This window comes from Sphingobium aquiterrae (genome assembly GCF_037154135.1).
Lineage (GTDB): Bacteria > Pseudomonadota > Alphaproteobacteria > Sphingomonadales > Sphingomonadaceae > Sphingobium > Sphingobium aquiterrae.
The window spans coordinates 16,552-42,905 of the sequence record NZ_JBANFL010000010.1; the positions used below are offsets into that span (position 1 = coordinate 16,552).

The 26,354-nt window shown below is 62.8% G+C and carries 21 protein-coding genes and 3 pseudogenes; 21 read left to right on the top strand and 3 right to left on the bottom strand.

Going from position 1 to position 26,354, the window contains the following annotated elements; genetic code table 11:
- Positions 1–461: 461 nt before the first annotated feature.
- Positions 462–560, bottom strand: a pseudogene (locus tag WFP78_RS23425) (hypothetical protein); the annotation flags it as partial.
- Between the two features lie 86 nt (positions 561–646).
- Between WFP78_RS23425 and WFP78_RS12075 the strand changes: the two are divergent.
- The 3 genes from WFP78_RS12075 to WFP78_RS12085 are packed head-to-tail and all read left to right on the top strand — an operon-like array spanning position 647 to position 2,786.
- Positions 647–1,384: a CerR family C-terminal domain-containing protein gene (locus WFP78_RS12075; RefSeq protein WP_336962421.1), complete on the top strand. Its 738-nt coding sequence runs from the start codon at positions 647–649 to the stop codon at positions 1,382–1,384.
- A gap of 37 nt (positions 1,385–1,421) precedes the next feature.
- The gene (locus WFP78_RS12080; protein WP_124148775.1) at positions 1,422–2,030 is read left to right on the top strand and encodes a hypothetical protein; all 609 of its coding nucleotides are present in this window, start codon (positions 1,422–1,424) and stop codon (positions 2,028–2,030) included.
- 48 nt (positions 2,031–2,078) lie between these two features.
- The gene (locus tag WFP78_RS12085) at positions 2,079–2,786 is read left to right on the top strand and encodes a hypothetical protein (protein ID WP_336962426.1); all 708 of its coding nucleotides are present in this window, start codon (positions 2,079–2,081) and stop codon (positions 2,784–2,786) included.
- A 229-nt stretch (positions 2,787–3,015) separates the two neighbouring features.
- Here WFP78_RS12085 and WFP78_RS12090 read toward each other — a convergent pair whose 3' ends face one another.
- On the bottom strand, positions 3,016–4,038 hold the full coding sequence (locus WFP78_RS12090) for an AraC family transcriptional regulator (RefSeq protein ID WP_336962429.1): 1,023 nt from the start codon (positions 4,036–4,038) through the stop codon (positions 3,016–3,018).
- A gap of 220 nt (positions 4,039–4,258) precedes the next feature.
- Between WFP78_RS12090 and WFP78_RS12095 the strand changes: the two genes are divergently transcribed.
- The 6 genes from WFP78_RS12095 to WFP78_RS12120 all read left to right on the top strand — a co-directional run bounded on the left by WFP78_RS12095 (position 4,259) and on the right by WFP78_RS12120 (position 13,685).
- Positions 4,259–6,520 carry a fatty acid desaturase gene (locus tag WFP78_RS12095; RefSeq protein WP_336962432.1) on the top strand — a complete coding sequence of 754 codons (2,262 nt, stop codon included), beginning with the start codon at positions 4,259–4,261 and terminating at the stop codon, positions 6,518–6,520.
- A 66-nt stretch (positions 6,521–6,586) separates the two neighbouring features.
- A complete protein-coding gene (locus WFP78_RS12100) occupies positions 6,587–8,263 on the top strand; it encodes a GMC family oxidoreductase (RefSeq protein ID WP_336962436.1) in 1,677 nt (558 codons plus the stop codon).
- Positions 8,264–8,407: 144 nt separating this feature from the next.
- Positions 8,408–10,048 carry a long-chain fatty acid--CoA ligase gene (locus WFP78_RS12105; protein ID WP_336962437.1) on the top strand — a complete coding sequence of 547 codons (1,641 nt, stop codon included), beginning with the start codon at positions 8,408–8,410 and terminating at the stop codon, positions 10,046–10,048.
- Positions 10,048–11,784, top strand: coding sequence for an aldehyde dehydrogenase family protein (locus WFP78_RS12110; protein ID WP_024100073.1), 1,737 nt, complete (start codon positions 10,048–10,050; stop codon positions 11,782–11,784). The genes WFP78_RS12105 and WFP78_RS12110 overlap by 1 nt, the downstream gene beginning before the upstream one ends.
- A gap of 681 nt (positions 11,785–12,465) precedes the next feature.
- Positions 12,466–13,410 (top strand): LysR family transcriptional regulator, encoded by a 945-nt coding sequence (locus WFP78_RS12115; RefSeq protein WP_024100072.1) that lies wholly within the window; start codon positions 12,466–12,468, stop codon positions 13,408–13,410.
- Positions 13,407–13,685 (top strand): EexN family lipoprotein, encoded by a 279-nt coding sequence (locus tag WFP78_RS12120; protein ID WP_024100071.1) that lies wholly within the window; start codon positions 13,407–13,409, stop codon positions 13,683–13,685. The genes WFP78_RS12115 and WFP78_RS12120 overlap by 4 nt, the downstream gene beginning before the upstream one ends.
- A gap of 129 nt (positions 13,686–13,814) precedes the next feature.
- Here the strand turns inward: WFP78_RS12120 and WFP78_RS12125 are convergent, their stop codons facing one another.
- Positions 13,815–14,795 (bottom strand): IS5 family transposase, encoded by a 981-nt coding sequence (locus WFP78_RS12125; protein WP_024100070.1) that lies wholly within the window; start codon positions 14,793–14,795, stop codon positions 13,815–13,817.
- A gap of 152 nt (positions 14,796–14,947) precedes the next feature.
- Between WFP78_RS12125 and WFP78_RS12130 the strand changes: the two are divergent.
- The 12 genes and pseudogenes from WFP78_RS12130 to trbJ all read left to right on the top strand — a co-directional run.
- Positions 14,948–15,253: pseudogene (locus tag WFP78_RS12130) on the top strand (ISL3 family transposase); the annotation flags it as partial.
- A 79-nt stretch (positions 15,254–15,332) separates the two neighbouring features.
- Entirely contained in the window at positions 15,333–15,755 is a 423-nt protein-coding gene (locus WFP78_RS12135; protein WP_041025200.1) for a transposase, read from the top strand.
- A 7-nt stretch (positions 15,756–15,762) separates the two neighbouring features.
- Positions 15,763–16,095, top strand: a complete 333-nt coding sequence (gene tnpB, locus WFP78_RS12140; protein ID WP_024100067.1) for an IS66 family insertion sequence element accessory protein TnpB — start codon at positions 15,763–15,765, stop codon at positions 16,093–16,095.
- Between the two features lie 64 nt (positions 16,096–16,159).
- Positions 16,160–17,740, top strand: coding sequence for an IS66 family transposase (gene tnpC, locus WFP78_RS12145; protein ID WP_180683613.1), 1,581 nt, complete (start codon positions 16,160–16,162; stop codon positions 17,738–17,740).
- A gap of 43 nt (positions 17,741–17,783) precedes the next feature.
- Positions 17,784–18,734, top strand: a pseudogene (locus WFP78_RS12150) (ISL3 family transposase); the annotation flags it as partial.
- Between the two features lie 222 nt (positions 18,735–18,956).
- The gene (locus WFP78_RS12155; protein WP_024100064.1) at positions 18,957–20,990 is read left to right on the top strand and encodes a conjugal transfer protein TraG; all 2,034 of its coding nucleotides are present in this window, start codon (positions 18,957–18,959) and stop codon (positions 20,988–20,990) included.
- Positions 20,987–21,463, top strand: a complete 477-nt coding sequence (locus WFP78_RS12160; RefSeq protein ID WP_024100063.1) for a CopG family transcriptional regulator — start codon at positions 20,987–20,989, stop codon at positions 21,461–21,463. The genes WFP78_RS12155 and WFP78_RS12160 overlap by 4 nt, the downstream gene beginning before the upstream one ends.
- Positions 21,460–22,497: a P-type conjugative transfer ATPase TrbB gene (gene trbB / locus WFP78_RS12165; protein ID WP_024100062.1), complete on the top strand. Its 1,038-nt coding sequence runs from the start codon at positions 21,460–21,462 to the stop codon at positions 22,495–22,497. Before WFP78_RS12160 ends, trbB begins: the two co-directional genes overlap by 4 nt.
- 101 nt (positions 22,498–22,598) lie before the next feature.
- Entirely contained in the window at positions 22,599–22,886 is a 288-nt protein-coding gene (locus WFP78_RS12170) for a TrbC/VirB2 family type IV secretion system protein (RefSeq protein ID WP_473829054.1), read from the top strand.
- On the top strand, positions 22,883–23,155 hold the full coding sequence (locus WFP78_RS12175) for a VirB3 family type IV secretion system protein (protein ID WP_024100060.1): 273 nt from the start codon (positions 22,883–22,885) through the stop codon (positions 23,153–23,155). The genes WFP78_RS12170 and WFP78_RS12175 overlap by 4 nt, the downstream gene beginning before the upstream one ends.
- 9 nt (positions 23,156–23,164) lie before the next feature.
- On the top strand, positions 23,165–25,624 hold the full coding sequence (gene trbE, locus WFP78_RS12180) for a conjugal transfer protein TrbE (RefSeq protein ID WP_024100059.1): 2,460 nt from the start codon (positions 23,165–23,167) through the stop codon (positions 25,622–25,624).
- Positions 25,621–26,349: a P-type conjugative transfer protein TrbJ gene (gene trbJ / locus WFP78_RS12185; protein WP_024100058.1), complete on the top strand. Its 729-nt coding sequence runs from the start codon at positions 25,621–25,623 to the stop codon at positions 26,347–26,349. The genes trbE and trbJ overlap by 4 nt, the downstream gene beginning before the upstream one ends.
- The last annotated feature ends 5 nt before the right edge of the window (positions 26,350–26,354 follow it).

Here is a 26,354-nt window from a genome sequence, read left to right on the forward strand (position 1 = left end):
ACCTTCCCGCCGCAGCGGCGTTCTACCGCCTCGTCGATCGCGGGATCGAACTTGCCCGACTCGCCACCGAGCATGCCGAGGATGATCCGCGCCCTCGCACCTATCGCCTGCGTGCGCTGTTCACCCAGCTCGTGGAAGCCTACGGGCGGATCAACCCGCAGCGCTTGGAGGCACGCCATGTGCAGGCCTACCTTGCGCGGCTTTGGGCGTTCGAGTCGGCGCTGGGGCGTGACGTGCCCCCGGGCACTTCGTCGGCGCTGCTGCATGTCTGGTGGCACAGAATGGCGGCGCTCGCTCGCCCCAGTGCGCGGTCGCACCCTCGCAGCAGGGAGACAAGTGGGTTCAGCGGTATGCCGGTTGATCCGGGCGAAGTCGAGCCCAGCGGCGATGCGCAAGAGCAAGGCGCGCATGGTCTCGAAGCAGAACCGGCCACGCGCTTGACGCTTGGTGACCTGGAAGAGCCCGTTCAGGGCTTCCAGGAGGCCGCCAGCCCGGTGGGTCTGGGTCCAGGCGACGATGCCATCGAAGGAGTTTCGGATCAGCCAGGCGAAGTTCCTCATCGGCTTGATGACCCCTATGACCGTTGCCACCGATCACGGGGCTCCTGATTTTTCGCAGTTTCATTGCCATTGAAAAGCTCGTTCGTATGAACTATGTTCTTATCGAAACAATCGGAGGATGTATGTCAAGTCATGCCGAATCAACCAGCGGCCACGAGGCGCGCAGTGCCAAGACCCGATCGCAGTTGATTGAAGCGACGGTTGACGTTGTCGCCGCCGTTGGCTACGAGGGGGCAACCACGCGCGCTCTGGCCCAGGCGGCCAAAACCACGCTGTCGGCCATTCCCTACCATTTCGGCAGCAAGAAGGAGCTCTATCTGGCTGCAGCGGACATGATCGCCAAGTATGCGGCCCATCGCTTCGCGGAGGCCGCAACTTTGCTTGACGATACCTCGGACGTCGAGCTTTCCGTTCGCTTCGAACGCACACTGATCCAACTGCTCCACACCATGCTGGAGGAAGCCGAGCCGCACGCCTGGACGGCATTCGTGGCCCGCTGCGCTTACGACAACGACGACGCCTTCGCCCTGATTCATGAACGCGCGATCGCTCCGCTGCAAAAGCGTCTGGTACATGCCGCCAGCCAGTTTAGCGGCCGGTCTTCCGATGACGAGGCGCTGCGGCTGCGCGTCATCGCAATTGTGACGGCAGTTTTCAGTTTCAGGTTTCTGCGCGGCGTAATGCTCCGTGGCATGGACTGGAAAAGCATTCAGAACGAAGCCATCAGGCAAATCACGGACATGGTCCGCGATCTCTGCCGAAGCGGCTTTCTTTCCGTTCGGTCGCCTGATGATGGCGCTGACCGAAAAACAGGCCCCGCTTGATTCCATCAACCCCTCTCCCATTGAAAGGAAATGCACCATGACGCTCCAATCCTACGTACACCAGACCATCGCATGGGCGAAGCACCGTCTCGATGAGACCGATGCCATTCTCTCCCAGGTCGAGAAATCGGCCGCCGATATCAAGGAGGATGCCCGCAAGCAAGCCGATGCAGCTCGCGCACGCCTCGCGGCATCCCGCGCGAAGCTGCAGCAGTACTACGATGATCTGCGCGCTCAGGCGGACACCGCAAAGCAGGAAGCGAGCGAGATTCAGGACAAGCTCGAAGCCGAATGGATCGAGGTCGAGTCCGCCCTCCAGCAGTTTGTCAGCACGACCGGCGACGAGGTGAAAACCGTGCGCAACATCGTCATCGTCCGTGCGCGCGCACAGCGGCAAGCGTGGCAAAACTCCCTGAAGGATTTGGGTGACCAGGCGGCCGATGCCGTCGAGAAGGCCCGCGGCGAACTCGATGCCGCGTTCGATCGCCTCTCCATCGAGGCCGAGAAGTTCCAGGCGCGTATCGGTGAGGTCAAGGATGCTGGCGATGAATCCTGGCGTGCCGTCAAGCAGGGGTTTGCCGATGCCAAGGCCGCTCACGCCGTCACGGTCCAGAAGATCAAGGATGCCTTTTTCAAGGTTCGCTGAACCTAGGCGCCACGTTGCTTTTGTTTTGGCTCACCAGGAGAAATCACCATGAAACTTCGCTTTTCCACAATCGCCTTGGCGCTGCTTGCTCAGACAGCGTTGCTGTCAGCTCCTCCCGCCCTGGCACAGAATGCAGAAGCACAGGCCGATTCAGCCGCCGCACAGAAGGAGCCCTCAAGGGTTCACCAAGCACTGGCGTGGTCGCAGGATCGGCTGGCCCAGCTTGATGCCAACATTACTGCCCTGGAAAAAGACGCCAGCAGGCTCCGGGGCGAGGCGCGCACCAAGGCTGATGCGGCGTTGGCGGACCTGCGCAAGCAGCGGGACGCCTATCGCCGCCGGGCTCAAGATGCCGCAGCCAACGCAAAGAACTGGAGCGATGCCCAGGTCGCCGAAGCACGTCAGGCACTCGACAATGATTGGGCCGCCTTCCAGGCCGCCCGAGACAAGTACCTTGAAGAAAGCAAGGCCAGTATCGCTACGCAGCGTGCCGTACTGGAGGCTGAACTGAATGCGCAGCAGAAAGCGCTCGCTGGATTGCGTGCCGACGCGGCCAAGCTCGCGGCGGATCAGCGCACTGCCATTGAAGCGCGTATTGCCGCACTGAATGCAGATGTGGAGAAAACCAAGGCCCGGGTCTCAAAAGCCTCGGCCGAGGTATGGGAGACCACGAAAAAGAGCTATGGGGAAGCCCAACGGCTTTTCTCCGAGACCTATGCGTCTATCCGCCAGTCCATCGACGAGGCCAAGAAGTAATTTCCCTAAGGATGGCCTGCACAATCCTCGCGAGTCGGTGGTAGTGCGGACCGGGAGGGGCCACAAAGCGTCTTTTTGCGGCCAATAGCTCGGCTATTGGCAAGAAAGGAAAGGCAGTGGACCGCCCGAGGCCGCGCCATCACGGGCCGCAGGGAGTTATGCAGGCCATCCCCAACGCCGGAGACGCAGACGAATGTCCCCTGCGCATTCGCATTCTAGGAGCCCTCGATTACCTGGACTCACCCGCCGGCTCTTGCACTCTTGTAGTCCAATCCGACGGCGCCATACCTTCCCAGCGCCGGAATGCGCGCCTGAAACTGGCGATGTCCGCATAGCCCAAGAAATAGGTCACTTCTTTGATGGAAGACCCTTTTCTGAGCAGTTTTAACGCCATGCGATGCCTAATTGATTCCACTATTTCACGGTAAGAGGTTCCTTCTTCGATCAAGCGCCGATGAAGTGTCCGTGGCGTCGTGCTCAGCAGCCGTGCACATACGGTGAGATGAGGAATTGGCGGAAGCCGTTCCAGAACAATTTTCTCCAATTTCGAGCCCGCGCTCCTGTTATCTCCTGTTTCATTTAACTCTTCGATGCAGAAACGCACGGCCTCTGTCAGAACCAATGGATCGTATTTCGGGGTGACTTCCTCGGCAGCAGCAAGAGCAAAAGATAAACCGGACCATTCCCGATCATATAGAACTGTGCAGCCAAAAACATCGCGTGCCAGTGCCGCATGAGAAGGCTCTGGAAATTGAAAGCAAACCATATCACAGGCATTGCGACTCAGAAGTAAGTCGTCGGCGATATTTTTGACTGCAACCATCGCTATTTCCGTCACCGTGTTGCTTGCAGAACCCAGACCGATCGCTGGTTTAAACCGGACCTCCAGAGTTCCATCCAACTCCCGGGCCTGAATACCAATAACCTCCGTTCGGGTGCAGACAAAGCGCGCTACGAGTTGCATGGCTTCACGGATGTTACGGCTTGCCGCAGCCGCCATGCCGAGAACGCCATGAGTGGCTGTAAGCAAGCGACGCCCAGCCAACACCCCGAAGCCCGTCTCGCCTGACAGATTGACGGCGCTGGCGATCAGCTCTCCAAATTTTTCGACGGCAACTACAGCCGACGCATTGGCAAGGTCATCTTGCTTGAGGCCGGAAATGGCCAGCCACGCCACGGTATCCACGCCAAGTTCAGCCGCTTGATCTGCAATTTGCCGCAGGTAGGTGACTCGAACAGTTTTTGGGTTCACGGTTGTCTCGCTCCATGTTCTTGTGCCGGCCGGTGGCCGCCCTGAGGAGTCCGACAGGCTCCTCAGCCTTCTTCCTCTGATGACTATCAAAACGATCCTACACGTAGCGGCAGGTGCTTGGCAAGAAAAGCACCATGTTTGTCAGTTTATGCGCTTGCGACAGAAGGTGGTGGCGAAGTCTAATAAAAAAGCAAAAAACATTCATTAGGAGACAATTGCGATGAATTTTCTTCACGGAAGAAGCTTGCACCAGGCGGAGATAAACGGGCAGACCATCACCGTCGAGCCCGATGAGACTTTGCTGGAGGCAGCGCAACGCCAGAACATCAACATTCCCTCCATCTGTCGCGTCGGCGGCTGCGGGACTTGCAAGTGCAAGCTCAAGAGCGGCAAGGTTGACGAACTGACCGAGACGGCGTACCTGCTGACGGAGAAGGAAATCTCCGACGGGTTCATACTGGCCTGCCAGAGCCGCCTGCGCAGCGATGTGAAAATCGAGCTGGACCGGGAGGGCGCGATCGATGGCCCTTCGGTCAAGGGCGTGATCGTCGGCAAGCAAATGCTGACTCACGACATCGCGAGAATCGACATTCAACTGGACACGCCGATTCGCTATCGTGCCGGCCAGTTTGCAGAGGTCACGCTGACTTCGATGTGGGATGCTCCTCGCAGCTATTCATTCTCGGCCGCACCTGGCAATGATCGCCAAGTGAGTTTCACGGTGCGCCGTGTGCCGGGGGGGCGGGTGTCCGGGCATCTCGTGGACCAGGCGCATGTGGGCGAGTCGGTCACCGTGCGCGGTCCCGGCGGTCACTTCTACATGCGCCCGGGCCGGGAGCCAGTCCTCATGGTGGCCGGTGGCAGCGGCTTGGCACCCATCCTCGCGATGCTTCAAGACATGAAGCGCTCGGGCGACACGCGGCCGGTGACGGTACTGTTTGGCGCTCGGAGCCAGAAGGATCTGTACGCGCTCGACGAGATGGCAGCCTACGAAAAAGCTTGGCCGAACTTCCGGTTCGTGCCGGTGCTGTCCGCGGCTGACCCTTCGTCGCCTTGGGACGGGCGCACTGGCTTGGTGACGGAGCACATTCCAGAACTGCTTGGGGGTGCCACGTCGGCCTATCTGTGCGGCCCGCCGGCCATGATCGACTCGGCCATTGCTGTCCTACGCCAGCGCGGCATTGCAGAAACGAATTTGCACGCGGACCGCTTCGTCGATCAGGCGCCCAAGCTCCACACCGGCTTCTACGGCGCTGTCGGCTTGCCTACCGTTGAGCGTGTGCCAGCCAATATCTTGGACTATCTGAAGTTCTTCCTTTTGCATGGGGCGGGGATCGGTGCTTTGGTCTCCATTCTGGCGGGCGGCGCCTACACCAGTTTGGGTCTGCTCGGCTTTCTCGCCTTCTACGTTGGCGGTGATGCGCTATTGGGCAACGATACCCGAACGCCAAAATACAAATCACCGTGGATTCTGACGGTGCAACTGTGGTTCATCCTGCCCCTGGTGGCGCTGAACGTATTTGCCTACATCTGGACGCTTTCTTCCGGTGATCCGTTGGGATTCGGCGCATGGGTAGCCCATCTCACCCACTATGACGTACTGGCCGCCCGGGAGGCGACGGGCTTTTGGCACCACCTCACTGGAGGCATATTGACTGGCTTCGTGATTGGTGTGCTGGGAACGATCACGGCGCACGAATTGACGCATCGCACTTGGGAGCCGGTCTCGATGTTCATTGGCCGTTGGCTGCTGTCTTTCAGCTTCGACGTGGGATTCGCCATCGAGCATGTCTACGGGCATCACCGCTATGTGTCGACCGAGCATGATCCGGCCACGGCCCCGCGAGGACGCAATGTGTATCAGCACATCGTGATCTCCACCATTCGCGGCAACGCCAGCGCCTGGCGCATCGAAGCCGAACGCCTCAAGCGCAAGCATCTTCCGGTGATCTCCTTGCGCAACGCCTATATCCGCGGATTGCTCATGAGTGCGGTGCTGGTGGCCATCGCCTATTGGATGGCGGGATGGATCGGCGTGCTTGGATTTACCGGCAGCGCGCTGTGGGGAAAATCCCTGCTGGAAATCGTGAACTACATGGAGCACTACGGCATGGTGCGCGCGCCTGATCAAGCTGTACAACTACGGCATTCATGGAATACCAATGCCAGAATGAGTTCCTGGGCCATGTTCAATCTCAGCCGGCATTCGCACCACCATGCCCAAGGCGAGGTGCCTTACCAGAACTTGATGCCCTTGCCGGAGGCCCCGACGATGGCCGCTGGCTACCTTACCACGATACTGCTGACGATGATTCCGCCGCTTTGGCAGCGAATGATGATCCCCAAGCTCATGGAGTGGGATCGGCACTACGCCACGCCAGAGGAGAGGGAGTTGGCGCTGCGTGCAAACCAGAAAAGTGGCATGAAGGCATTGCGTTTCTACGACCCACGCCAATGGAACAAGGAATTGGCGGCTGGCTGAACACGCTCGCTGCTCCCTCCACTCCCTTCTTTCAATTCGGAGCCATCGGCTCCTTCGTGGGCTCTTATGAATTTCGATTACATCATCGTAGGCGGCGGCTCTGCCGGCGCCACCCTGGCCTCGAGGCTGAGTGAAGATTCCAGCGTCAGTGTTTGCCTGCTTGAAGCGGGCGGACAAGGCGACTCCTTGGTCGTCCGCATGCCTGCTGGAACGGTGGCCATGATGCCGGGCAGGGGCAAGATCAACAACTGGGCATTGAACACGGTACCTCAGCCGAACCTCAATGGTCGGCGGGGCTATCAACCGCGGGGCCGCGCCCTTGGCGGATCTTCGGCCATCAACGCCATGCTCTACGTCCGGGGCCAGCGTCAGGACTACGATCACTGGGCCGACCTGGGGTGTCAAGGGTGGGACTGGGACTCGGTGCTGCCGTATTTCCTGAAGGCAGAGAACAACGAGCGTGGAGCGAGCAAGCTCCATGGCGGGAATGGACCTTTGCATGTGTCCGAGCAACGTAGCCCTAGGCCAGTCACCCTTGCGTTCATTGAGGCAGCCAAGCAGCGCGGTATTCCGTTTCGTGCCGATTTCAATGATGGGGACAACGAAGGCGTTGGCTTGTATCAGGTCACGCAATTCCACGATACCGCCCGCCGAGGCGAGCGTTGCTCCGCTGCAGCCGCATACTTGCATCCTCTGCGGGGGCAACGGCCGAATCTCACGATCAAGACGAATACCCGCGCCAGCCGGATCATCTTCGAGGGCAAGCGCGCCGTGGGCGTTGCCTACCATGCCAGCGGTGCCGAACACGAGGTCAGGGCCAAGCGGGAAGTCATTCTGGCTGCTGGCGCCTTTGGTACGCCGCAGATTCTTCAGCTGTCAGGCGTCGGGCGCCCGGAAGACATCACCCATCACGGGATCCGCATGGTGCATGAGTTGCCCGGTGTTGGCCAGAACTTGCAGGACCACCTGGATTTCATTCTGGCCTACACCACCCGGGATGCGGACAACTTCGGCATCGGACTCAGAGGGTCAGTGAACCTGTTGGGCCACATCGCCAGTTGGCGCAAGGATGGCAGCGGTATGCTTGCCACCCCATTTGCCGAGGGCGGCGCATTCTTCAAGAGCGCCCCTGACGTGGATCGGCCGGATTTGCAACTGCACTTCGTGATCTCGATCGTGGACGACCACGCGCGCAAACTGCATGTTGGGTATGGTTACTCGTGCCACGTCTGCAATCTGCGCCCTTACTCGCGTGGCGAGGTGTTCTTGCAATCACCCAACCCGCTGGACGACCCAGGAATCGATCCGCGCTTCCTGTCTGACGAGCGTGACGTGAAGCTCCTGGTCCAAGGGGCCAAGGCCACACGAGAGATCATGCTGGCATCCTCCTTGGCCAAGTACCGTGGGCGCGAGTTATTCGGCGTTACCGATGGCATGAGTGATGCGCAATGGGTCCAGCTCATTCGAGATCGATCCGACACCATTTACCACCCGGTCGGCACCTGCAAGATGGGTGTGGACCCAATGGCCGTGGTCGATGCGGAGCTGAAGGTACATGGTCTGCAAGGTTTGCGAGTCGTCGATGCCTCCATCATGCCGACTTTGATCAGCGGCAACACCAACGCGCCAACGATCATGATCGCCGAGAGGGCGGCGGACCTCATTAAACGAGCACATGGACACCCAGCCCAGATTTCCCGAAAAAACGAACGCCAAGCATACGAGAGCGCACTCCTCAGGTAAATCTGCATACCAATAGAAAAACCTCTTAAAGGCCGCTGGCACGTTGCCTGCGCTTGGTGGACCGTCTACTTCAGTCTCCAGTCGCCTCAATCCTCTGGTTGTCCACGCCGGCCTCAAATACCAATTCTGAAAGAAAGTAGAAAAATGCTCGGAAAAATGATGCGCGAGCCTTTGCTCGTCTCCAGTCTCATCACCCATGCAGCGCGTTACCACGCCGATACGCCAGTCGTCTCCGTCAACACCACGGGCGGGACCGAACACACGACTTGGGGTCAAGTCGAGATCAATGCGCGACGCCTGTCGTCGGCGTTGGCCAAACTGGGCGTGCAATCGGGCGACCGCTGTGCGACTATCGCCTGGAACAATCGGCGCCACTTGGAAATCTACTTTGGCGTTTCCGGCGCGGGCATGGTGTGCCACACGGTCAATCCGCGCCTGTCCGCCGAAACCCTGATCTACATCGTCAACCATGCCGATGATCAAGTGCTGTTCATCGACCGGACCTTTCTGCCCATCGTGGCCAAGCTTCGGTCGGCATTGAGCACCGTCAAACACGTCATCCTCATGGGGCCACGCGATGAGGAGGCATCGGGCATGTTGGATGGCTTGCAGTTCTACGATGAGGTGGTCGCCTCGGGCAACGCCGACTACCCGTGGCCGAGCATTGACGAGGATCTGCCTTCGTCGCTGTGCTACACCTCCGGCACCACGGGACATCCAAAGGGTGTGCTTTACAGCCACCGCTCCACGGTGCTGCATGCGTTGGCGGGCAACAGCCCGGACGGCATTGGCATTTCGGCCCGCGATGCTGTCATGCCGGTTGTTCCCATGTTTCACGTCAACGCCTGGGGAGTGCCCTACATTGCGGCGGCGCAGGGAGCGAAACTGGTATTGCCTGGCCCGAACCTTGACGGCCCAAGTCTCGCCACCCTGATCGACGACGAGGAAGTCGGTCTGGCACTTGGCGTTCCCACGATCTGGATGGGACTGCTGGCGGCGTTGAGGGCGCGCGGCACCAAGCCCAAAAGCTTGAAACGCACCATCGTTGGCGGCGCGGCACTGCCGCCGTCGATGTTCGCCGCGTTCCGGGACGAGTTCGGTGTCGAACTGATCCATGCCTGGGGCATGACCGAAACGAGCCCGCTGGGCACCCTGAATCAACCACTGGCTCGCCACATCCATCTTGATCCTCAGCGGCAGAGCGAAGTGCGACTGGGGCAGGGACGACCACCCTACGGCGTTCAGCTGCGCGTGGTCGATGACGGCGGCGCAGTCTTGCCGAACGACGGCAAATCCCCGGGCAAACTACAGATCAGGGGGCACTGGATCGTCAGCAGCTACTTCGGCGCCGAATCCAGTGCGCTGACCAGTGATGGCTGGTTCGACACCGGTGATATAGCAACGCTTGATGTCAACGGCTATATGGTCATCCGCGACCGCGCCAAGGACATCATCAAGTCTGGTGGAGAGTGGATTTCATCGGTCGAGATCGAGAACATCGCTATCGGACATCCTGCCATCGCCAATGCGGCGGCCATCGGCGTGCCCCACCCGAAGTGGGACGAACGACCGGTTCTGGTCGCCGTGAAAAAGGAAGGCGCGAATGTGTCCGAAGCGGACCTTCTGGCCTGCTTCAAAGGACGCCTGCCGGACTGGCAGATCCCCGACAAAGCCGTCTTCGTTGATGTGCTGCCACTCAGTGGCACGGGGAAGGTGCTCAAGAACAGGCTCCGCGAAGCCTACGGCAGCCTCCTGACCGGCAATACCACGGAGAGCACGCAGTGATGGGGGCCGCTCTCCCAAATTTCGATATTCAGGCCCTGTTGGATCAGGACTTGCAGGCACTGGATGGGGCCAAGCACCACTGGGCAAAAACCTCGGTCGCCGATCGGATTGCTATTCTCGGCCGCATCAAGCCAGCGCTGATGCAGGTTGCGCAGGGGTGGGCGGAGACAGCTGCCCGGAAGAAGCGCATTCCGCATGCATCGCCGCTGGCCGGGGAGGAATGGCTCTCCGGCCCCTACGCCCTCATGGGCGCCTGCAACGGGTTGATGCAGACACTCGGTGCCATTGATAGAAAGGAATATCTTGAGCACTTGCCCTTGGGCCACCTCAAGAATGGGCAATTGGCGGTTAGAGTTCTGCCCCATTCGATCTGGGATCGGTTGCTCCTATCCGGGGTCTCAGCTGAAGTCTGGATGCAAAAGGGAATCTCCGAGGCCAGTCTCGCTCAACATGCGGCGGTCGCCTATGACATCCCTCCCGAACAGCGGCGCGGTAAGGTGGCCCTAGTCTTGGGGGCAGGCAACATCGCGGCCATCTCGCCTCTCGATGCATTTCAGAAGCTGTTTATCGAAAACCAGGTGGTTCTGCTGAAGATGAATCCGGTCAACGACTACCTGACCGACTATCTCAAGGCAGCCCTGCGGCCCCTGATCGAATGCGACGCGCTACGCATCATTCGCGGCGATGGCGCCGTGGGTGCCTACCTGTGCGAGCATCCGCTGGTAGAGGAAATCCACATCACCGGCGCAAAGGCCACCCACGATGCCATCGTCTGGGGCATCGGAGAAGAAGGCGCACGCAACAAGGCCGCGAATACACCGAAGAACCATCGAAAGATCACGTCCGAACTGGGCGCAGTCTGCCCCACCATTGTGGTGCCCGGGCCGTGGTCGAACGCGGACATCCGCTTTCAGGCCGAACAGATAGCAACGCACAAGTTGCACAACTCCGGCTTTAACTGCGTGGCGTGCCAAACCTTGATCGTGCCTCGTGGCTGGCGACACACGGACAAACTTTTGGCTGCTGTGTCCAATGTCATGTCGCGCTTCGGGCAGCGGGAGGCCTACTACCCTGGCAACGAGCAGCGCATCGAAGAGTTTGCCGCCCACGCCGGAGGTTCGGATGCGATCGACCGTGGTCTGCTTGCGCCTGCGTGCATTCTTGCGAACATGGATCGGGGCGATGAGCCATGGCTGGCGCAGCACGAAGTCTTCGGCACGGCGTTAGCAATAAAGTCCTTCGAATATAAAGATGCGGGGTCGTACCTTGAATCAGCCATTGCGTACGCTAATGACCGTTTGTACGGCACCCTGGGGGCAAATATTCTGATTCACCCCAAGACTGTGCGAGAGATCGGTCGTCAACGCTTCGAAGAACTGCTTCAAAAGCTGCGCTACGGCACCATCGCCGTGAATGCTTGGACCGGATTGGGATTTCTGCTTGCACCCTGCCCCTGGGGAGGATTTCCCGGAGGGTCGTCGCGCGATCCGCAATCTGGTATTGGGACGGTACATAACTCGTTCATGCTTGAAGGAACGGAGCGTACCGTCATATCCGCCCCATGGCGACCATTCCCTCGCAGTCTGCTCTCACTGCATCCAACGCTCCTTCCTCGGCCACCTTGGTTCATCACGAACCGGCGGCAAGATGTGATTGGCCGTCTCTTGACCGACTTCCAGTTCAAACCCAGCTGGACCAAGCTGCCGAGGATTTTCGTCAACGCCCTGCGTGGGTGACGGCGAGAAATTCATACCAATTTGAAAGGATTTTCAGTTTACCCAAGCAAGTCTGGAGGTGAATCAAGGGCTCTTTCGCTACAGACTCTTTCCGACTTTGCGTGGGTTAAGCAGTTGCGGGCCTATCTGAACGAAGTTGTGCTTGCCTGTGCTCAGGAAGAATACGGTTCACCTGGTGGCGAAGCGGGTAGACGCGCGCCTTGCGCTTAGCCGCATGGAAGAAGCCGTTGGTCTGACGGACTTGCGTCTAGGCAACGATGTCCTCGAAATGTTTGCGGATCAGACAAGCGCCCCTCCTCGGCTCAACCCCGGAGCGCATGAAGGTCGTGTACCACTGGGTGCGCATCTCGCACGCAACGATGGTCTGCTTCCGAACGGGGAACTCGTGCAGCCGCTTTCGGTAAAGGCTCGCGCGCCGTGCGCTTGGTCGCAACTTGGGTGATGAGGCTGCTCAGATCGGCCCGTAGGAAGGCGGGCTGGCGGATGCGGTCTCTGATCAACGCCCAGCATGAGCCCTCGAGATCCGGTTCGATCTTCTGTCCAAGGTGAGGCGTCTAGTCAACATCGCTTGTGGCGTGGGCAACGAAGTAGAACTTATCGAAGGCAATGCGCGCGTTGGGGCAGGTCACTCGGCCATGCATCACCACAAGGCTTTGCCAGTCACCTAGTGAGGAACGGGATATGGAACTTCGTCATTTGCGCTGCTTTCTGGCTGTGGCCGAAGAACTCCACTTCGCCCGCGCCGCCGAGCGATTGTATATCGAGCAGTCGCCGCTATCGCGCGCCATCAAGGAACTGGAAGAAGAACTAGGCGTGATTTTGTTTGCTCGCACCACACGCAGCACGCGGCTAACCCGAGCCGGGAATCTGTTCCTTGAGCACGTGCGTCGCGTGTTTGCTGCCTTGGAACAAGCGCGTGACAGCGTGAAAGCGGCAGCCAATGGCTTTCACAGGCAACTGCGCGTGGCTCTGTCCGACGGTATCACGCTGTCGCGCCTATCCGCTTTGCTTGTACTTTGTCGCCAAGAAGAACCTGAGGTCGAGATTCGCCTCTTCGAGGTGCCGCTGTCGCAGCAGATCAAAGGGCTACATGACGATCTCTATGACGTAGGGTTCGCCCAGTCCAACGAAGTTGGCAATGGCATCGTTTCCGTGCCCGCTTGGAGCGATGCGCTGATAGTGGCAGTGCCCGCTCGGCACCCCCTACTGGCACATAAGCGCATTCCTTTAGACGAACTTTTGCGCTATCCGTTGGTCTTGTGCGATCCACAGGCATGTGAAGGCCATGCCAAGCACGTTGAGCGGGTGCTACGCCGCGCGGATATGGAGCCACTGATTGCAGAGCGGGTGGCATCCACTGACCTGATGATGGCCCTGGTATCAGCCGGCTTCGCGCTGGGACTGGTCGGCGCCGCACGCATTGCTGCCAATCGCGAGCCTGGCGTCGTGGCCCGGCCGTTGGCATCGCGCGTGCCGCCTTTGACAACTTACCTGCTGCGTCTCGAAGGCAACTCGTCCGATGTGCTGGCGCGGTTCATTGAGCGCGTGCAGGCCGTCGAGTCACCGGAGTCGCCCGGGCCCATACCGGACCTCCATCCCGATCCACCGGAGGAACCGAGGCCGTGAAGAAGATCATCCCCTTCCTGTTCGTGGCAGCCCTGACAGCCTGCGGCCAGTCCGAGACGCCTCAAAAGGCCGCCGTCTCAGAGGTCAGCATTCCAACGGTGGAAGAACTGGCAGCCAACCCCGAACGGCTCAAGGAGCTGCGGCGGCAATGCAAAGCCGGCCGCCCCAAGTTGGGTGACCTTCTGTGCAACCGGGTCGCCGAAGCCACGCGCAAGCGGTTCTATGGCGACGGCGAAACCCCGTACGCGCCACCGAAAGAATCGCCGAAGTTCTGACTGTTGGCGGTTAGGGAAGGTCTGAACAGGGCAAGAACGCGATGGCATTGAGCCGTGCGAACTGGTTCGGCCCGGAAGAGTGCCGGCGCTTCGAGGATTTTGGGCGCATCGCGCCGCGTTGTTCGTGCGTCATGCCATCTGCAGGCGGACGACTCCCACCATCGCCATCAACTTCTTGCGCGCCATCCACAGGTTCGACAGCGCGAAGAGGGTGACCACGTGGGCCGTGTTCTTCGCCAACCCCCGGAACCTGACCTTCACCAGCCCGAACTGCCACTTGATGACCCGAAACGGGTGCTCGACCTTTGCGCGCACGCTGGCCTTGCGGTACTCCTGCTTCCTGAGCCTCTGCTTCGCACGCCCCTCGGGCAGCTTGGCCATGTCGCTGGGCCGGCCGGCGATGTGCCAGTGCCGATCATCTCGGGTCACTCGGCGCTGCGCGCCCCGGTAGCCCGAGTCGGCCCACACGTCTTGTTCCTTGCCATGCAGCAGATCGCCGATCTGTTCGACGTCGGACTCGTTGGCCGCCGTGGTGGTGACCGTGTGAACCAGACCACTGTCGGCATCCACCGCGATGTGCGCCTTCATGCCGAAGTGCCACTGCTTGCCCTTGCGGGTCTGGTGCATCTCGGGGTCGCGCCCACCCTCGGCGTTCTTGGTCGAACTCGGCGCGGCGATGATCGTGGCGTCCACGATGCTGCCGCGCTTGAGCAGCAGGCCTTTGCGGGCCAGGTGCGCGTTGACCGTCTTGAGGATGTCCTCGGCCAGGTCGTTGGCCTCCAGCAGGTGGCGGAAGTTTAGGATCGTCGTCTCGTCAGGGATCGCCGCCAGATCCAGCTCGGCAAACGTGCGCAGCGAGGCGATCTCGTACAGCGCCTCTTCCATCGCCGGATCGCTCAGCGCGAACCAGTTCTGCATCAGGTGCACTCGCAGCATCGCCTCCAGCGGATACGGCCTGCGGCCCCGACCCGCCACCGGGTAGTGCGGCTCGATCACCTTGAGCAGCGCCTTCCACGGCACCACCACTTCCATCTCGCCGAGGAAGACTTCGCGCCGCGTCTTCTTCCTCTTGCCCGCTTGCTCCGCGTCCGAGAAACTGATCTGGCTCATCGATGTGGCTCCGCTGCGTGACCCTGTGCCTCATGCAAGAAACATGCACTTGTTCAGACCTTCCTTAGCCGCATCACCTCATTATTTTTGCCTCTCTTGAATTCCGAGTGGGTAATCTTGGGCCTTGGTGGGCATAGAAGCGGGGGGCAGTGATGACGGCCAAGCTGTTTGAGGTGGCGCTGGGGATTGCCCAGCCCTGGGTGGTGGACACGGTGGAGTTCGACGAAGCGGCCAAGGTGCTGACGGTGCTGATCGACTTCAAGCCGGGCACGCGCTTCACGATCTCCGGACACGAAGGTGCGCACCCGGTGCACGACACCGTGACCAAGACCTATCGGCACCTGAACTTCTTCCAGCACGAATGCCACCTGCAGGTGCGCACGCCTCGTGTCAAGCTGCCCAACGGCTCGGTGCGCCTGGTCGAGCCGGACTTTGCCGGGCGCCTGTCGGGCTTCACGCGTAACCGTCCGGCCAACCCACCTTGAATTGCCGCAGCCGGCCCTGGATGCTTGTGTCCACGAACAAATGCGTGGACACATGGACACTTCCCAACCCGATCCCGGTGTGGCGCGGCCACCCAAGCGGAGCTGGCGGCGGCACTGCGATGAGTTCAAGTCGCATGTCATCGCGATGGCCCGCCAAGGCCATGGCTCGGTCGCCGCAGTGGCGCTTGCCAACGGCCTGAACGCGAACATGCTGCGACGCTGGGTGCGCGAGTCGGAGATGGCCGACGATGCATCCGCGGCGACGCGCACCCAGGCCGCCATGAGCCCACCCGCATTCGTGCCGGTGACGCTGGCCGACTTCGGTGATCGAACACCTGCCGCGCCCGAGCCGAGCGCTGCCCCCTCGGCATCCGAACGCGTCACGGTGGAGATCCGCCGCGGCACCACCAGTGTCAGCGCCAGCCTGCCGATGGACGCGCGCAGCGCCGCCTGGCTGCGCGACGTACTGGCTTGAGACGCGCATGATCAAGGTCGATGCTGTGTGGCTGGCCGTACAGCCCCTGGACATGCGCCTGGGCACCGAGGCCGCACTCGCCCGCGTGGTCGGCGTCTTCGGCGCTGCGCACCCGAACCATGCCTACCTCTTCGCCAATCGGCGCGCCAACCGCATGAAGGTGCTGGTGCACGACGGCATCGGCGTGTGGCTGGCCGCTCGCAGGCTCAACGCCGGCAAGTTCGTCTGGCCCGCCGACGCCAGCGCCACGCTGCAGCTGACGCGGCCGCAGTTCGATGCCCTGGTGCTGGGCCTGCCCTGGCAGCGGCTGGGCGATGCGGGGATCATCCGTGTGATCTGAACCACCCTTGCAATTGCCGGATGTGCCGATGCGCAGGGCGCTTCGGCGCGGCAGGATCACGTCCATGATCAGCGCCGAGCAACTGGACACCCTGCAGCCGCAGATGCGCCAGGCCGTGCAGTCGCTGCTGGCGCAGATCCAGCAGCGCGACGCCGAGATCGCCTTCAAGCAGGCGTTCATCGACAAGCTCACGCACGAGATGGCCGTGCTCAAGCGGATGAAGTTCGCCGCCACCAGCGAACGCTTCGCTGCCAGCCTGGCACCCGAGCAAAGGAGTCTGCTGGAGGAGACGCTGGACGCCGACCTGGCCGAACTCGAACGGGAGATCGAACGCGAGCAGGGCCAGGCCGACGACAAGGCCAAGGACAAGACCGAGAAGAAGACGCCCAAGCGCACCCCGTTGCCAGCGCATCTGCCGCGCCGCGACGTGCTGCACGAGCCGGTGGACACCACCTGCAATTGCGGGCAGCCCCTGCAGCGCTTCGGCGAGGACGTGGCCGAGCGGCTGGACTACCAGCCCGGCGTGTTCAGCGTCGAGCGCCATGTGCGTGGCAAGTGGGCATGCCGCTGCTGCGAGCGGATTGTTCAGGCGCCGGTGCCGGCACACGTCATCGACAAGGGCATCCCGAGCGCCGGCCTGCTGGCGCACCTGCTGGTTGCCAAGTTCCTGGATCACCTGCCGCTGTACCGCCAGGAAGCCATCTTCGAGCGCGCCGGCCACCTGATCGCCCGCTCGACGCTGGCGCAGTGGGTCGGCGAGTGCGGGGCGCAATTGCAGCCGCTGGTCAACGCGCTGGCCGACGAGTTGCGCCGCCATGCGGTGCTGCACGCCGACGAGACGCCGGTGGCCATGCTCAAGCCCAAGCACCTGAGCGACGGCAAGACGCACAAGGCCTACATCTGGTCGTACTGCACCACGAGCTTGAACGCGACGAAGGCCGTGGTCTTCCAGTTCACCGAGGGCCGCAGCGGCGAGAACGTTCAGCAGTTCCTCAAGCTCGACACCCCGCGAGCCTGGCAGGGAACGCTGGTTTCCGACGGCTTTGGCGGCTACACCGCCACGACGACCAAGGGCGTGACATCGGCGCAATGCATGGCGCACGCGCGCAGGAAATTCAACGACCTGTGGGCCAACCACGCCAGCGCGGTCGGCCACCAAGCGCTGCGCTACTTCCAGGTGCTGTTCAGGATCGAGCGCGAGATCGAGGAACTGCCTGGCGATGAGCGAAGGAAGATACGGCAGCGCAAGTCACGTCGGGTGCTAGCGGTCTTGCATCGCTGGTTGCTCAGACAGCGGCAGTTGGTGCCGCCGGGCTCGGCCACGATGAAGGCCATCGACTACAGCTTCAAGCGCTGGACGCAACTCACGCGCTTCGTGCAGGACGGCGATGTGCCGATCTCCAACAACTGGGTGGAGAACCAGATCCGGCCCATCGCCATCGGCCGCTCGAATTGGCTGTTCGCCGGCAGCCTGCGCGCAGGCCAGCGGGCGGCGGCCATCATGAGCCTGCTGCACTCGGCGCGCATCAACGGGCATGAGCCCTACGCCTACATCAAGAACGTGTTGGAGCGCCTGCCCACGCACCCGGCCAGCCGCATTGATGAGTTGCTGCCGCATCGCTGGAAGCTTGCGGCAGCCCCGTAGCAGCGCGCCAGATCAAAGGAATGCAAATCCGTCCAGGTGAGTTGGCCGGACGGATACCTTCACGCTGCTGTTCGAGGCGCTGATCCTGATGCTGGCGCAGCAGATGCCGTTTGCCGCCGTGGCGCGCATCGTGGGCGAGTCGGCCCACCGGGTGATGGCCGTGTGCGAGCGCTACGTTGAGATCGCCCTGGGCCTGGCCGACTTCAGCCAGGTCACGGCTCTGGCCATCGACGAGACCTCGCGTGCCCGAGGCCACGACTACGCCACTTTGGCTGCCGACGCCGCCGCACGCCGGGTGCTGTTCGTCACCGAGGGCCGTGACGCCAAGACGCTCCAAGCGCTGGCAGCGGACCTTGCTGCGCACGGCTGCCCGGCCGAGCAGATCACCTCGGTGAGCATCGACATGTCACCCGCCTTCATCAAGGGCTGCACTGAGTTCCTGCCCAACGCCCGCATCACCTTCGACAAGTTCCACGTTGTCTGGCATGCCAGTGCGGCGGTGGACAAGATGCGCCGCATCGAGCAGCGCAGCGACAAGTCGCTCAAGGGTCTGCGCTGGTCGCTGCTGAAGGATCGCAGCCGCCTCAGGCCCGAGGCCGCCGCCGATCTGGACGCCTTGATCGCCAGAATGACCACGGTGCGCACGGCCCGCGCCTGGGTCTACAAGGAGCAGCTGCGAGAGATCCTCGAGCGCAAGCAGATCAACGTCGTGCGCACCATGCTCCAGCACTGGTGCACTTGCGTCATGCACTCCAAGGTTGAACCGATGAAGGAGGTGGCCGCGCTCGTGCGTCGCCACCTGGAGGGCATCGTCGCCTGGGCGCAGACCCGCCAGACCAACGGCTTCTTGGAGGCCATCAACGGCCTGTTCCAGGCCGCCAAGCGCCGCGCCCGTGGCTTCGTGCGCCTGGCCACCATCAGAACCGTCATCTTCCTGATCGCCGGCAAGCTCGACTTCCAGGCCATCAATCCTCATGCCCCGCAACCCACTTGAAATTCAACAGAGCCTTATTTTTCTCAACACGCCGCAATGCGCCAGTTCTTGTGGCGTTTTTCTTTGACTCGCCGCTTCACGAATTCTTTCCTTTTGCTCGATCTTTCTGCCTGAAACGGTCTTTGACCGGCACTGACCTGACACCGATCCTGACGCCTGCGGCACGCCCTTGTGCCGCTTTTCCCATGAGGAATCAGCGCAGGAGAAATCGGAGGCAAGGTCATGCAAGGGACGAACGTACTGTTCGGTCAGATCGCCGTGGTATTCGGCATCGTGATCGCTGGCGTCTGGAGCGCCACGCAATGGACAGCCGCCGCTCTGGGCTATCAGCTACGCCTTGGCTCGCCCTGGTTTGATTTCCTGGGTACGCCGATCTACCACCCGTGGCGGTTGTTCGAGTGGTGGTTCTTCTTCGACGCCTACGCGCCCCGTGTTTTCGACATCGGCGGTGCGTTTGCCGGCGGCAGCGGCCTTGTCGCTGTGCTGGTCGCCATCGGCATGTCGATCTGGCGCTCGCGCCAATCACGCCTCGTCACCACCTACGGCTCGGCCCGCTGGGCCAACGCGGAGGACATTCGCAAGGCGGGCCTCACGCAGCCGGCCGGCGTGTTCCTCGGCCAGCACGACCGCCAGTACCTGCGCCACGAAGGCCCGGAACACGTCCTGACCTTCGCGCCGACGCGCAGCGGCAAGGGTGTCGGCCTGGTGGTGCCAACGCTGCTTTCCTGGCCCGCGTCCGCCGTCGTCCATGACATCAAGGGCGAGAACTGGCAGATCACCGCCGGCTGGCGCTCGCGCTTCTCGCATTGCCTGCTGTTCAACCCCACGGATGCGAAGTCGGCGGCCTACAACCCGCTGCTGGAGGTGCGGCGCGGCGCGCATGAGGTGCGCGACGTGCAGAACATCGCGGACATTCTGGTCGATCCCGAAGGCGCGCTGGAGAAGCGCAACCATTGGGAGAAGACTTCGCACGCGCTGCTGGTGGGCGCCATCCTGCATGTTCTGTATGCGGGCGAAGACAAGACGCTGCGCGGCGTCGCCAACTTCCTCTCCGATCCGGCCAGTCCCTTCGAGCTGACCCTGCACCGGATGATGACCACGCCCCACCTGATGAACGGGAACGGTGGAAGCCCGCATCCGGTGGTGGCCTCTGCGGCGCGCGAAGTGCTCAACAAGAGCGACAACGAGCGCTCGGGCGTGCTGTCCACCGCCATGTCGTTCCTCGGCCTGTACCGAGACCCTACGGTGGCCGAAGTCACGTCGCGCTGCGACTGGCGCATTGCAGACCTCATTTCCGCCGAGCACCCGGTATCGCTGTACCTCGTAGTGCCGCCTTCGGACATTTCGCGCACGAAGCCGCTGATCCGCTTGATCCTCAACCAGATCGGGCGGCGGCTCACCGAATCACTCGACGGCAGCGATGGCATCGAGCGCCGCCACAAGCTGCTGCTGATGCTCGATGAGTTTCCGGCGCTCGGGCGCCTGGACTTCTTCGAGACGGCCTTGGCCTTCATGGCGGGCTACGGCATCCGCAGCTTCCTCATCGCGCAGTCGCTCAACCAGATCGACAAGGCGTATGGGCAGAACCATTCGATCCTCGACAACTGCCATGTGCGCGTGACGTTCGCCACCAACGACGAACGCACGGCCAAGCGCATTTCCGAGACGCTGGGCACCGCGACCGAGCTGCGCGCGCAGCGCAACTACGCGGGCCATCGCCTCGCGCCGTGGCTGGGGCACCTCATGGTGTCGCGGCAGGAAACGGCCCGCCCGCTGCTCACGCCGGGCGAAGTCATGCAGCTACCACCCGACGAAGCCGTGGTGATGGTGTCGAGCGTGGCGCCGATCAGGGCCAAGAAGCTGCGCTACTACGCCGACGCCAACTTCAAGCGGCGCGTTCTGTCGCCGCCTGCGCTCGCCACAGCGTCCAGTCCAGGGCGCTATGCCGATGTTCCTCCGGCACGCGCTGACGACTGGAGTGGCCTGGCGATTCCGCCGACGCCTGCCGCACCGGCCACGGCATCCGCCGATGGCCTGGAGCACCTGGGAACGGCCGACGACGGCGGCCCGCGCCGCCAGCCCGAGCTAACTGAGGCCGTCGCCTACGACCCCGAGCAAGCCGCACCCGCGGCCGACCTCGGGCTGCTCGATGACGACGACGACCTGCCGCTTCCCCTTCCTCGCCAGCTCGATACGGCCATGCAGCGCACGGCCCGGCTGGCATCCCTCGACCCCAACGATGGAATCGAACTATGAGCCCACATCGTTCAAGTTATCGCCTGAATCTCTTTATCCAGCCCGAGCACGCCCAGCGGCTCGACGAACTGGCCGCCAAGAAAGGCGTGTCCAAATCCAGCATCGTCGCTGCCGCCTTGGCGTCCTGGCTGTCGCCCGATGCCGCCGACCAGCGCGAGGCGGCCATCGCCAAGCGGCTGGATCGCCTGTCGCGCCAGGCCGAGCGTATGGAGCGCGACCAGAACATCGCCATCGAAACGCTGGCGCTGTTCATCCGCTACTACCTCACGGTCAGCATGCCGGTTCCCGAGGCGCACCAAGAGGCAGCGCGCGCCCAGGGCAAAGCGCGCTTCGAGCAGTTCGTGGAGCAGCTTGGTCGCCACCTGCTGCGCGGGCGAAGCCTCGTGCGTGACGTAGTGGAAGAACTGCATCCTGATCCGGTACGGATGGAGGACGCGGCGGCAGCCACAGAAGCGCAGGAGCGTGCGTCATGAGCGCAGTTCCCCAATCCATGAGCGCCACGTCGCTCGACCGGCGCATCCAGATGCTGCGCACGGCAATGGGGCCGCTGATCGCCACCGCGCTCGAAGACCCCGACGTGGTGGAAATCATGCTCAACCCGGATCGCACCCTTTGGGTGGATCGCCTGTCCTCGGGCCGCGCGCCGATGGGCGTGGAAATGCCCGAAGCGGATGGCGAGCGAATCATCCGCCTAGTCGCGGCTCACGTCGGCGCGGAGGTGCATCGCGGCCAGCCGCTGCTATCCGCCGAGCTGCCCGAAACCGGCGAACGCTTCGAGGGCATCTTGCCGCCCGCCGCGCCGGGGCCTGCCTTTGCGCTGCGCAAGCGCGCCATCGGCGTGATCCCGCTGGAGCGGTACGTCGTGGACGGAATGATGACCGCCGCCCAGGCGGCCTTTCTCGTTCGCGCGGTGCGCGAGCGCAAGAACATCCTGATCGCCGGGGCCACCAGCAGCGGTAAGACCACGCTCGCCAATGCCTTGCTCGCTGAAATCGCCGCTACCGGCGACCGCGTGCTAGTGCTCGAAGACACGGTGGAGCTGCAATGCGCGGCCCGCGACCACGTTCCGCTGCGCACGCGTTCCGGCGTGGTGTCCATGACCGAGCTGGTGCGCTCATCCATGCGTCTGCGGCCGGATCGCGTCGTCGTCGGCGAGGTGCGCGGCCCCGAGGCGCTGGATCTCATCAAGGTGTGGGGCACCGGCCACCCCGGCGGCATCGCCACGATCCACGCAGGCTCCGCGCTGGGCGCGCTGCTGCGCATGGAGCAACTGATTCTCGAAGTGGCGGTGAACCCGCCCCGTGCGCTGATCGCCGAAGCCGTGGACGTGGTGATCCATATCGCCGGGCGCGGGCGCAAGCGCCGCATCGAGAGCATCGCCCGCGTCGTCGGCTTCGATGGCGTGGGCTACCAACTGGCGGACGCTCTGGCCGCGCCGTTTCCCGAGCTGCCATCGCAGTCCGACCTTTCTTCCCCGTCCCTCAACCACCCTGGAGAACTGCCATGACGCAGATGCACGTTCCTGCTTTCCGTATTTCCGTAAATCCGCCTTCGCGCCTGTCCGGCCTTGCCCGACTGCGCCGCCTGGCTCGCCCTGCACAGCAGGGAATGATGATGGCTGCGGTAATGCTGTTCATGGCCGGGACGGCAAAGGCCGCAGGTTCCTCGATGCCGTGGGAAGGGCCGCTGCAGTCGATCTTGGAGTCGATCCAAGGGCCGGTGGCGCGCATCGTCGCGGTCATCATCATCATCGCCACGGGCCTCGCGCTGGCCTTCGGCGACACGTCGGGCGGCTTCCGCAAACTGATCCAGATCGTGTTCGGCCTGTCCATCGCGTTCGCGGCTTCGAGCTTCTTCCTGTCGTTCTTCAGCTTCTCCGGCGGGGCTGTCGTATGAGCGGCCCGGACAGCTTCGCGGCAGGGTTCGAGGTGCCTTTGCATCGCTCGCTCACCGAGCCGATCTTGCTGGGCGGCGCACCGCGCACCGTGGCGATCGCCAACGGCACGCTGGCCGCCGCTGTCGGGCTGGGCCTGCAACTCTGGATTCCCGGTGCCGTGCTCTGGATCGTCGGCCATGCGCTGGCGGTTTGGGGGGCGCGCGTCGATCCGCAGTTCATGCAGGTCTTCGCGCGGCACGTCAAGCATCGCCCGCTGCTGGACGTGTGAGGTGATGCCATGCTGAACCTCGCCGAATACCGCCAGCGGCCCACGCTGCTCGCCGACTGGCTGCCCTGGGCCGGGCTGGTCGCGCCGGGTGTCGTCTTGAACAAGGACGGCAGTTTCCAGCGCACGGCCCGGTTTCGCGGTCCTGACCTCGACAGCGCCACGCAAGGCGAGCTGATCGCCACGTCGGCGCGCTTGAACAACGCGCTGCGCCGGCTGGGTTCGGGCTGGGCGCTGTTCATCGAGGCCGAGCGCCGCGCCGCCGCCGACTATCCTCACTCCGAGTTTTCCGAGCCGCTTTCGTGGCTGGTGGACGAGGAACGCCGTGCAGCGTTCGAGGAATCCGACAACCACTTCGAGAGCGGCTATCACCTGACGCTGGTGTACCTGCCGCCCGAAGAATCGCGTGCCCGTGCAGCGGGAATGCTGTACGAGAACCGGCCCACCGAGGGCGTGGACTGGCGTGAGCGCCTGACCGCCTTCGTGGCGGAGACGGATCGGGTCTTTGATCTGCTCGATGGCGTGATGCCGGAAATCTCCTGGCTGGACGACAGCCAGACGCTGACGTACCTGCACGCCACGGTATCGACGCGGCGCGATCGGCTGGCGGTGCCCGAAGTGCCGTTCCACATCGACGCGCTACTGACTGATTCGCCGCTGGTCGGCGGCCTGGCGCCCATGCTGGGCGACCGGCACCTGCGCGTGGTGTCGGTGCGGGGCTTTCCGACCTCGACCTGGCCGGGGATTCTGGACGACCTCAACCGCCTGGGATTTGGGTATCGCTGGAGTACGCGCTTTCTGTGCCTCGACAAATCCGAGGCGGAACGGGAATTGGGGCGTCTGCGCCGCCAGTGGTTCGCCAAGCGCAAGAACGTCATCGCGCTGCTGCGCGAAACGATCTTCCAGCAGGAAAGCCCGCTGGTCGATACCGATGCCAGCAACAAGGCCGCCGATGCGGATGCCGCCTTGCAGGAGCTGGGCAGCGATCAAGTCGCCTTCGGCTACCTGACGGCGACCGTCACCGTCATGGACGAGGACGCCGGCGCAGCCGACGAGAAGCTGCGGATGGTGGAGCGCGTCATCCAGGGGCGCGGGTTTGTGACCATCCCCGAAACGCTCAATGCCGTGGATGCGTGGCTGTCCTCGCTTCCCGGCAACGCCTATGCGAATGTCCGGCAGCCGATCATCTCGACCCTCAATCTGGCGCACATGATGCCGGTGTCGGCGGTATGGGCCGGGCCGGAGAAGAACGACCACTTGGACGGCCCGCCGCTGATCGTCACCCGCACCGATGGCGCGACGCCGTTCCGGCTGGTGACGCACATCGGCGACGTGGGCCACACGCTGGTCGCCGGCCCGACGGGCATGGGCAAGTCGGTCTTGCTTGCCACGCTGGCGATGCAGTTCCGCCGCTATCGCGGCTCGCGCATCTTCGCGTTCGATATGGGGCGCTCGATGCGCGCCACTGTTCTCGGGCTGGGCGGCGAGCACTACGACCTGGGCATGGATGGCGAAATCGCCTTCCAGCCGTTGGCACGCATTGACCGCGACGGCTACCGCACCTGGGCGGCCGAATGGATCGAAGGCCGCTTGCTGCACGAAGGCGTGGCCGTCGGCCCGGACGAGAAGGCGGCTATCTGGTCGGCACTCGGCAGCCTCGCTGGTGCGCCGGTGGAGCAGCGCACCATGACCGGCTTGTCAGTGCTGCTGCAATCGAACGCGCTGCGCCAAGCCTTGTCGCCCTATGTGTTGGGCGGCGCACACGGCAAGCTGCTGGACGCCGACCACGACCGGCTGGGCATGGCGGACGTGCAGGGTTTCGAGATGGAGGAGCTGATGCACAGCAAGGCCGCCGTCATGGCCGTGCTGCATTACCTCTTTGCGCGTTTCGATGAACGCTTCGACGGTGCGCCCACGCTGCTGATCCTCGATGAAGCCTGGTTGTTTCTCGATGACCCAGTGTTTGCAGCGCGCATCCGCCAATGGCTCAAGACGCTGCGCAAGAAAAACGTCAGCGTCATCTTCGCCACGCAGTCGCTCGCGGACATCAAGGATTCGAGCATCGCGCCCGCGATCGTCGAAAGCTGCGCGAGCCGCATCTTCCTGCCGAACCCGCAGGCGACCGAGCCGCAGATCAAGACGATCTATCAGGGCTTCGGCCTCAACAACCGCCAGATCGAAATCGTCGCCACGGCAGTTCCGAAGCGCGACTACTACTACCAATCCCGCCTCGGAAACCGCCTGTTCGACCTCGACCTGGGGGCGGCTGCGCTCGCGTTCGTAGGCGCTTCCACGCCGCAAGACCAGCTCGACATAGACCGCGTGCGGCTGGACGCCGGTACCCCCGGTTTCGCCGGCGCCTGGCTGCGCCATCGCGGCCTCGATTGGGCGGCTGACCTGCTGCCCTTGTTCTCCGGCCTCACGCCGGATTTCCTCCGTACCGCCGACTACCCACAGGAGAACCAGCCATGAAAAAGCGACTCATCGCCGCTGCCGTCGCGGCCATGCTTTGCACCGTTTCCACCGTACACGCGCAATGGGTCGTGATCGACCCCACGAACCTCGTGCAGAACACGCTGACCGCGATTCGCACGCTGGAGCAGATCAACAACCAGATCCAGCAGCTCCAGAACGAAGCGCAGATGCTGATGAACCAGGCGCGCAACCTCGCCAGCCTGCCGTCCAGCGTGGTCGGCCAGTTGCGCACCAACCTGGCGACGACCGAGCGGCTGATCGCCCAGGCGAAGGGCTTGGCCTACGACGTGACGAATCTGGATCAGGAGTTCGCGCGCCTGTACCCCGAGCAGTACGCGGCCACCGTCAGTGGCGACCAGATGTACCGCGACACGCAGGAGCGTTGGAAGAACACGCTCAACGGCTTGCAGACCACCATGCAGATGCAGGCGCAGGTGTCGCAGAACCTGGGCGTTGACGAAACCGTGCTGGCCGACCTCGTGGGCAAGAGCCAATCGGCCGAAGGCGCGTTGCAGGCGATGCAGGCCATGAACCAGTTGCTCGCCTTGCAGGCCAAGCAGTCGATCCAGTCGCAGCGGCTCCAGATCACGCAAGACCGAGCCACCGCACTGGAGCTGGCGCGGCAGGCCGCAGCCACCGAGCGCGGGCGCGAAGTGACGCGGCGCTTCCTGGGCAGCGGCACGCCGTACACGCCGCAGCCCGTCAACTTCTACAACCCCTGACGGGT

What these genes read in the sequence shown, in the direction of transcription:
- WFP78_RS12075 (WP_336962421.1), top strand. Translation starts at nt 647, where the DNA reads ATGAACTATGTTCTTATCGAAACAATCGGAGGATGTATGTCAAGTCAT.
- WFP78_RS12080 (WP_124148775.1), top strand. Translation starts at nt 1,422, where the DNA reads ATGACGCTCCAATCCTACGTACACCAGACCATCGCATGGGCGAAGCAC.
- WFP78_RS12085 (WP_336962426.1), top strand. Translation starts at nt 2,079, where the DNA reads ATGAAACTTCGCTTTTCCACAATCGCCTTGGCGCTGCTTGCTCAGACA.
- WFP78_RS12095 (WP_336962432.1), top strand. Translation starts at nt 4,259, where the DNA reads ATGAATTTTCTTCACGGAAGAAGCTTGCACCAGGCGGAGATAAACGGG.
- WFP78_RS12100 (WP_336962436.1), top strand. Translation starts at nt 6,587, where the DNA reads ATGAATTTCGATTACATCATCGTAGGCGGCGGCTCTGCCGGCGCCACC.
- WFP78_RS12105 (WP_336962437.1), top strand. Translation starts at nt 8,408, where the DNA reads ATGCTCGGAAAAATGATGCGCGAGCCTTTGCTCGTCTCCAGTCTCATC.
- WFP78_RS12110 (WP_024100073.1), top strand. Translation starts at nt 10,048, where the DNA reads ATGGGGGCCGCTCTCCCAAATTTCGATATTCAGGCCCTGTTGGATCAG.
- WFP78_RS12115 (WP_024100072.1), top strand. Translation starts at nt 12,466, where the DNA reads ATGGAACTTCGTCATTTGCGCTGCTTTCTGGCTGTGGCCGAAGAACTC.
- WFP78_RS12125 (WP_024100070.1), bottom strand. Translation starts at nt 14,795, where the DNA reads ATGAGCCAGATCAGTTTCTCGGACGCGGAGCAAGCGGGCAAGAGGAAG.
- WFP78_RS12135 (WP_041025200.1), top strand. Translation starts at nt 15,333, where the DNA reads ATGGACACTTCCCAACCCGATCCCGGTGTGGCGCGGCCACCCAAGCGG.
- tnpB (WP_024100067.1), top strand. Translation starts at nt 15,763, where the DNA reads ATGATCAAGGTCGATGCTGTGTGGCTGGCCGTACAGCCCCTGGACATG.
- tnpC (WP_180683613.1), top strand. Translation starts at nt 16,160, where the DNA reads ATGATCAGCGCCGAGCAACTGGACACCCTGCAGCCGCAGATGCGCCAG.
- WFP78_RS12155 (WP_024100064.1), top strand. Translation starts at nt 18,957, where the DNA reads ATGCAAGGGACGAACGTACTGTTCGGTCAGATCGCCGTGGTATTCGGC.
- WFP78_RS12160 (WP_024100063.1), top strand. Translation starts at nt 20,987, where the DNA reads ATGAGCCCACATCGTTCAAGTTATCGCCTGAATCTCTTTATCCAGCCC.
- trbB (WP_024100062.1), top strand. Translation starts at nt 21,460, where the DNA reads ATGAGCGCAGTTCCCCAATCCATGAGCGCCACGTCGCTCGACCGGCGC.
- WFP78_RS12170 (WP_473829054.1), top strand. Translation starts at nt 22,599, where the DNA reads ATGATGATGGCTGCGGTAATGCTGTTCATGGCCGGGACGGCAAAGGCC.
- WFP78_RS12175 (WP_024100060.1), top strand. Translation starts at nt 22,883, where the DNA reads ATGAGCGGCCCGGACAGCTTCGCGGCAGGGTTCGAGGTGCCTTTGCAT.
- trbE (WP_024100059.1), top strand. Translation starts at nt 23,165, where the DNA reads ATGCTGAACCTCGCCGAATACCGCCAGCGGCCCACGCTGCTCGCCGAC.
- trbJ (WP_024100058.1), top strand. Translation starts at nt 25,621, where the DNA reads ATGAAAAAGCGACTCATCGCCGCTGCCGTCGCGGCCATGCTTTGCACC.